Raw genomic sequence first — 6,636 nt, forward strand, 5'->3', positions numbered from 1 at the left:
GCGGCGAGCATGGGGCGGGACGTGACGCGCGGCCTGCTTAGGGGCTACCTCGACAAGAGCACCGAGCACCCGAGGGGAGGCACCGCCGACTTCCTGCCGAGGTTCGCATTCGCCCTGCGCTCCATGAAGTGGAGGGGCATCGCGTTCGAGCCGCGCCGAGCATGCGAGTACGCGCTCTCCCTGCTGGACCTGCCCGCACAGCGCCGCCGCACCCGCTCGTACAACATCCAGCTGTGGGCGGACGCCCTCGACATGCAGCAGAGGGTGAGGGGAAGCGTGGAGGACAGGTACCCCGCAGTGCTTCTCGCGGAGCTTGAGCGCGAGCGCGAGATGCGCCGCCACGAGGCAAGCGACGCCGCCGAGCTGGGCGGCAAAGGCTTCGAGTCGGACGGCTACCTTCCGCCCCGCAGCCACCGTGCGCGAGATCCTCGACGAGGCCAACGCGCAGCACAACTGCGTGGCCGGGTTCATCGACAAGTACGCCAGCGGCCAAACCGACCTCTGGCTCATGCGCAAGTTAAGCGACCCCGACAGGCCGCTCGTGACCGTCGAGGTGAGGAGCGGCGCGATACGTCAGGCGTTCCAGAGCCACAACAGGCAGGTGACCGCAGCGCAGCGCGGGTTCCTCGCAGACTGGTGCGAGGCCGTGGGCTACCGCATGCCGACGGGAGGGAGGATGCGCGCGCTGGGGGCTTAGCGCGATAAGGCCACACGGCACGGAAGGGAGGGGCAGAACACCCCTCCCCAAGTGCAGTTTCCGTGGAGACGGAGCCACGGGGGCGGCGCGCTGGCCATGCCCCAGCGCGCACCGCCGCCGCATGGCTCGCGAGGGGCTCGCCATGGGCGCGGTGGCGGAAGGCTTGAGCCGTGAAATCAAGCATGACACCCACCGATAGTGTTCACCCTTCCCACTAAACAGTTCGCTCAGGCTCATACCGCTACCAACAGAAATGATTCAGCTGCCAGCTATGTTGCCACGCCCGCAAGTTAGATATTATCTACCGTAGTGCTTTATTCCCTCAAAACGGGACGCACTACCTGCGTAATCAGTGTCTTTATTAGGCGAGGAGGCCACATGGACATGATGCAGAACACCGACAGCACCCTGAAGGATCTCGTCTTCGAGGAGGTCGCCGAGGAGGACTTCTTCGCCGACTACACCGGCGGATGCTCTGGCAAGCGCTCCGACTGTTGCACCAGGGTGTGCACGCGCGACGGCTATGTCGCCTCCGAGGAGGAGTGGGGCAAGTTCCTCGCAGTCGAGGGCGGCGTTATCCAGTACTAGCCCACAGACCGCTATCGGTTTTGGCCGCAAGCCGCATCCGCTCCCTGGCGTGCGGCTTGCTTTCGATTGGCTCGCAGATGCAGATACCAGTAACGCGGATAGAGCTTGTGCAAAGCGGTGCCATAGACGTGGATTTAGACTCACCCTACGTGTACGGAGTCGAGACTGCCAGCAGGGTCTTCACGTCGACGCTTGGGCGTATGAACACGGAGGTCGTCGGGCTATTGTGCCTGGACAGCACGCACAAGGTGATTGGCTATTCCACCGTGGCCATGGGCTCAGTCGATCGGGTCACGCCATCCGTAGCGCAGATCCTGAGGACCGCCCTGCTTTCGAACGCCTCCTACATCGTCGTCGCCCACAACCACCCGAGCGGGGTCTGCGAGATCACCGAACCCGACATCGCACTGACGAAGAGGATAGGCGGAGCTGCACAGCTCATGGACATTAGCCTCATCGACTCCCTCGTCGTATGCCCAAGCGGTGAGTTCGCATCGATTCGCGAAAGCATGGGGAGGGATTAATGACCATTGTGGACTCAACCGTCTTTAAGGTCAGGGACTCGGTCGACTTGTTCCTGACCGACGGGACGTACCTCACCGCCTACTACATGAACTCTCGCAAGAGGCGGACCTTCCGCGTGAACGAAGAGACCGTCGCCCTTCTCGAACGTATCGACGGACGCCGACAGGTCGGAGAGCTAAGGCAGCTCATGCTCGAGGAGCTCGGGGCGAAGCCCGAGTCAATCGACAGGACGCTCGAGTCCTTGCATGCGAGCAGGGTCATCACCGAGGTTGGTTGCACCTCCCCCCTTGAAAGGGACGACGAGGAGCGCTACGCGAGGCAGACCAACTACTTCGCGGAATTCCTAGGGGACGAGGCCGACGGCCCGCTCGCCCAGCGGAGGCTGGCCGAGTCCCATGTGGCGGTGTTCGGCTGCGGGGCGGTCGGAGGCGACATCGCAATCGAGCTCGCCATGGCCGGCGTCAGGCACTTCACGTTGGTCGACTACGACGTCGTGGAGCCGTCCGACGCTAGCCGGCACCTGTACTTCGACCTCGCGGACATCGGAAAGCCCAAGGTCGAGTCGCTGGCAAGACGGCTCAGGGAAATAGACCCGAAGGTCTCCGTCGAGGAGGTGTTCTCCAGCATGAGGCCCGAGGACGACATCGAGCCGATCGTCTCTGAGTGCGACTTCGTCGTCAACACCATGGACGAGCCGTACATCGGCTACACCTCCGCGAAGGTCTCCCGGGTCTGTGTCAAGCATGACAAGGCCCACTACATCGCCGGGGGCTTCGACGCCCATCTAGCGAGCACGGGCGAGCTCGTCATCCCTCACGTCACGCCGTGCGTGGAGTGCTACGCACGCTACTTCAAGGAGAGCCTGAAGGACTGGAAGCCCGCAAGGCACCCCGTCGAGGACCGGGCCCTGGAGATCGGCGGGCTCTCACCCATGTCCCTCTTCTCCGCGTCCTTCGCCGCCATTGAGATCGTGAAGTACCTCACGGGAATCGTCGACATGAGCTGCTCGTACAAGCCGCGGGGAGAGTGGCTCTTCGGAGACATGAGCCTCAGCTACCTGGACGTGAGAAGGGACCCGGAGTGCCCCGTCTGCGGGGAGGGGGTGCGGCTGTGAACCCTAGGCTGAGTCCAAGCGTCTCCGTCGTCCCGCTCGGCGCCGGAGTCGTCGAGTTCTTCAAGACCAACACGAGGCAGCAGGTGCGCTTGCGGACTCCGGACGACACGATCTTACACATCGTGAATGGTCTCGACGGTACCAAGGACGCGAGCGAGATTGCGACAGAGCACGGGGCGACTTCTCAGTCGGTGGCGAGACTCCTCTCCTACCTGGAGCGCAACGGAATCCTTGACAACGTCGAGCCAAGCAGCGACTTCGACGCCTATGAGGTCTTTAGGAGGCCCGTCTCCTTCCTACAGGACTTCTCCACCTCCCACGAACACCTCGTGCGGATGTGGGACGCCCTCAGGTCGGCAAGGATCGTGGTGGTCGGCCTCGGCGCCGTCGGCTCGTGGGTCGCGTGCTGCCTCGTGCAGACCGGCGTCAGGAGGCTCGTTCTCGTGGATCCGGACGTTGTGGAGCTCTCCAATCTCCACAGGCAGCTCGGCTACCGGACGAGCGACGTTGGCCGCCCAAAGGTCGACGCGCTCTCGGACGCCCTCATGAGGTACAGGCCCGACCTCGATATCGAGAGGTGTCCCGTCGAACTTAGTGAGGGATCGCTCGAACGGATCGAGGGCGGCGTGGACCTCGTCATCAACTGCGCCGACAAGCCCACGGTTGACCAGACGTCGAAGTGGGTCGGCGGGTACTGCATGCCACGGGGTATCCCGCACATCGTAGGGGGCGGCTACAACCTGCACCTCTCCCTCATCGGGCAGACCGTCATCCCGGGCAGGACCGCCTGCGTGAGGTGCTTCGAGAGGCAGCTCGAAAGGGACAACGAAATCGACCCGACTAGGGTGAAGAAGCTCCAGGTCCCCAATCGGAAGGTCGGGAGCCTCGGACCGCTCTGCGCCCTGAACGCGAGCATGGTAGCGATGGAGGCCGTGAAGGTGCTGACGGGGTGCACGGATCCCGCGAACGCCAACCGACGGGGAGAGTTCGACATCACGACAATGGCCGTGTCCTATACGGCCTACGAGAGGCTCGATGACTGCGATTGGTGTGGCGAGCATGGGAAGTATTCAGGTCAGGGGCGCTAGGGAGCACAACCTCAGGGGGATCGACGTCGACATCCCCCTCGGGAAGTTAACTTGCGTCACCGGCGTTTCGGGTTGTGGGAAGTCCTCCCTCGTTCACGACACCCTGTATGCGGAGAGCCAGAGGATGTTCCTGGAGGGGCTCTCCGGCAACGACATGGGTCAGCAGCTCATGAAGGCGCCGGACGTAGACTCGATCGACAACCTCAGGCCGTCCCTTAATGTCTCCCAAAGCTACTACAACTTCAACCCGAGGTCGACCGTCGGCACCGTCACCGAGGTCTCTCATGGCCTGCGCTCACTCTTCGCCCTTGTCGTAAGCTGGGAGACGGGGCTCCGGCTGGATGACGCGTTCTTCTCGAGAAACAACCCTTCGTCCTGGTGCCCGGAATGCCAGGGAACCGGTGAGGGGTACGCGATCTCGCTCGAGAAGCTAATCCCCGACCCAACTAAGAGGCTCTCCGTCGGCGCAATCCTGTACTACAAGGGCGGCAAGTCGTCACCAGAGCGCAAGACACTTCTCGCCGTCTGCGAGAGGCTTGGCATAGATCCGGACTCGCGGTTCTGCGATCTGGGCGAAGCCCAGGTAGACGCGCTCCTCAACCGAACCTCGCCACTGGAACTCTCCATCCGATACAAGAATCCGAGGGGGTCATACCGCCAGAGAAAGGTGACTTCGAGGGGCGTTCTCGTAGAGCTTGAGGAGAAGCTCAAGGATGTCGACACCCCGTCGACCCTAGCCAGCATCTCGAAGTACCTCGAGCGCGTGCCATGCAAGACTTGCGGCGGCTCAGGCCTGAATGTCGAGGCGGCAGCTTACAAGATCTGTGGAATGACCATGGGTGACGCCGAGCAGGCAAGCCTCTCGGAGCTGCTGAAATGGGCCGGCACAGTACATGGCTTCTACGCCAGCAGTCCCATCGCGAAGCCTGTCGGAACGCTCTGCGAGCGCATCTCGCGGCGACTGGAGCGACTCGTTGAGCTAAAGGTCGGCTACCTCAGCCTCTCCAGAAAGGTCCCCACGCTCTCGGGGGGCGAGTCACAGCGGGTCAGAATCGCCAACCAGCTGTCGTGCTCCCTCAACGGCCTCGTCTACATCCTCGACGAGCCCTGCCGGGGACTGCACCCGCGCGACGCAGAGTCCATCATCTCCGCGACTAGAGAGCTCGTGAACAGGGACAACACCGTGGTGGCCATCGAGCATGACCACCGGTTCATATCCAATGCGGACTGGGAGATACGGCTCGGGCCCCAGGGAGGGCCGAACGGCGGAAGCGTCGTGAGCATGGGGGCGCCTCAGAAGCGAAAGGACACCAACCCGTCTCGCAGGGAGCCCGCAAAAGCACGAGACACCCTGACGCTCGACCACCTCTCGCAGAACAACGTGAGAGACCTGAGCATATGCCTCCCCCTGGGGGTGGTGACTGCGTTAACGGGGGTATCAGGCTCTGGCAAGAGCTCGCTCCTGACGGCCATGCAACATAAAGTGGACTCGATGGTCTCTGACAAGTCCATCCCAAAGTCGAAGATCAACGGCGTTCACCTCGTCAACCAGAAGCCCATCGGCAAGACCCCGAGATCGACCGTCGCATCGTACCTTGGGACTATGGATGAGATTAGGAAGGCGTTCGCCGAGACGGAGGACGCGAAGAGCCTTGGTCTCGGGCCATCTGCATTCAGCCTCAACGTCTCAGGGGGCCGATGCGAGACCTGCCAAGGAACGGGACTAGAGAAGGTGTCGTACAGATACCTCCCCGACACCTACATCGAGTGCCCAGAATGCCACGGCAGACGCTTCTCCGACGAGGTCCTTTCGGTAAAGGTCTGGGGCTTGACTGTCACGGACGTGCTGGACACCCCCATTGAGGAGCTTATCGAGAAAATACCCAGCGATAGCGCGACATACGAAATGCTCGACTGCGTAATCAGAATCGGGCTTGGATACCTGACCCTAGGTCAGACCTCGATGAGCCTGTCCGGCGGAGAGGCTCAGCGCATCAAGCTTGCCAAAGCGCTGGGCAAGACGGGGGTCGGCAAGGGCATCTACTTTCTGGACGAACCGACCTCGGGACTCGAGCGGGAAGACGCTCGGCTCCTCACGCAGACGCTCCTCTCCCTCTCATCAGGCGGGGCGACGGTCGTGCTCACGGAGCACGACCCCACATTCATCGAGGAGACGGCAGATCACGTTATCGACCTCGGAACCAAGGCAGGAAACGACGGCGGAAGCATCGTCTGCACTGGTTCGCCAGCAAAGGTGTTTGATGATCCCCAGTCATCATGGGCGAGCACTCGTAGATAAGCCAGCTGATTCCCAAGCCATCCATACTGGCCAACTTCTATATAACTCGTCGCAATGCTCGCCATAAGCGTGGCGGCGGGCAGATTTGCCCGCGCAAGGCGCGTGTAGCGGTCCTTCTTGTCGGCGTCGGTGCTCTTGTTGCGGAAGTTGTGGCTCTCGTCGATGACGAGGGGGTCGTAGTTCCCCCACCTCAGGTGTCCCAGGGATGACGTACAGTTTCTTTCGCAAATGTTGAGAACCGAATAGACCCAGTCCCGCGACAGGGACATGGCCCCGCTGACGGTAGGATGGTAAGTCGCCAAACAAAACCAACTGCCGAAGGAGC

6 protein-coding genes are annotated in these 6,636 nt (G+C 62.2%); all 6 read left to right on the forward strand.

Annotation, left to right across the window (positions count from 1 at the left end):
* Positions 1-313: 313 nt before the first annotated feature.
* Positions 314-697 (forward strand): PcfJ domain-containing protein, encoded by a 384-nt coding sequence (locus VXJ25_RS07985; protein ID WP_330958682.1) that lies wholly within the window; start codon positions 314-316, stop codon positions 695-697.
* 378 nt (positions 698-1,075) lie between these two features.
* Entirely contained in the window at positions 1,076-1,285 is a 210-nt protein-coding gene (locus tag VXJ25_RS07990) for a hypothetical protein (protein WP_278590595.1), read from the forward strand.
* Positions 1,286-1,362: 77 nt separating this feature from the next.
* Positions 1,363-1,809 (forward strand): JAB domain-containing protein, encoded by a 447-nt coding sequence (locus VXJ25_RS07995; RefSeq protein WP_330958683.1) that lies wholly within the window; start codon positions 1,363-1,365, stop codon positions 1,807-1,809.
* Complete coding sequence (locus VXJ25_RS08000) at positions 1,809-2,924, forward strand: HesA/MoeB/ThiF family protein (RefSeq protein ID WP_330958684.1); 1,116 nt, start codon at positions 1,809-1,811, stop codon at positions 2,922-2,924. The genes VXJ25_RS07995 and VXJ25_RS08000 overlap by 1 nt, the downstream gene beginning before the upstream one ends.
* Positions 2,921-4,012: a ThiF family adenylyltransferase gene (locus VXJ25_RS08005; protein ID WP_330958685.1), complete on the forward strand. Its 1,092-nt coding sequence runs from the start codon at positions 2,921-2,923 to the stop codon at positions 4,010-4,012. The genes VXJ25_RS08000 and VXJ25_RS08005 overlap by 4 nt, the downstream gene beginning before the upstream one ends.
* Positions 3,984-6,311 (forward strand): ATP-binding cassette domain-containing protein, encoded by a 2,328-nt coding sequence (locus tag VXJ25_RS08010; protein WP_330958686.1) that lies wholly within the window; start codon positions 3,984-3,986, stop codon positions 6,309-6,311. The genes VXJ25_RS08005 and VXJ25_RS08010 overlap by 29 nt, the downstream gene beginning before the upstream one ends.
* Positions 6,312-6,636 lie beyond the last annotated feature (325 nt).

This window comes from Olsenella absiana, from assembly GCF_036408855.1.
GTDB lineage: Bacteria > Actinomycetota > Coriobacteriia > Coriobacteriales > Atopobiaceae > Olsenella_K > Olsenella_K absiana.

Bases quoted from the DNA above. Each gene is read 5' to 3' on its own strand.
- VXJ25_RS07990 (WP_278590595.1), top strand. From the start codon at position 1,076: ATGGACATGATGCAGAACACCGACAGCACCCTGAAGGATCTCGTCTTC.
- VXJ25_RS07995 (WP_330958683.1), top strand. From the start codon at position 1,363: ATGCAGATACCAGTAACGCGGATAGAGCTTGTGCAAAGCGGTGCCATA.
- VXJ25_RS08000 (WP_330958684.1), top strand. From the start codon at position 1,809: ATGACCATTGTGGACTCAACCGTCTTTAAGGTCAGGGACTCGGTCGAC.
- VXJ25_RS08010 (WP_330958686.1), top strand. From the start codon at position 3,984: ATGGGAAGTATTCAGGTCAGGGGCGCTAGGGAGCACAACCTCAGGGGG.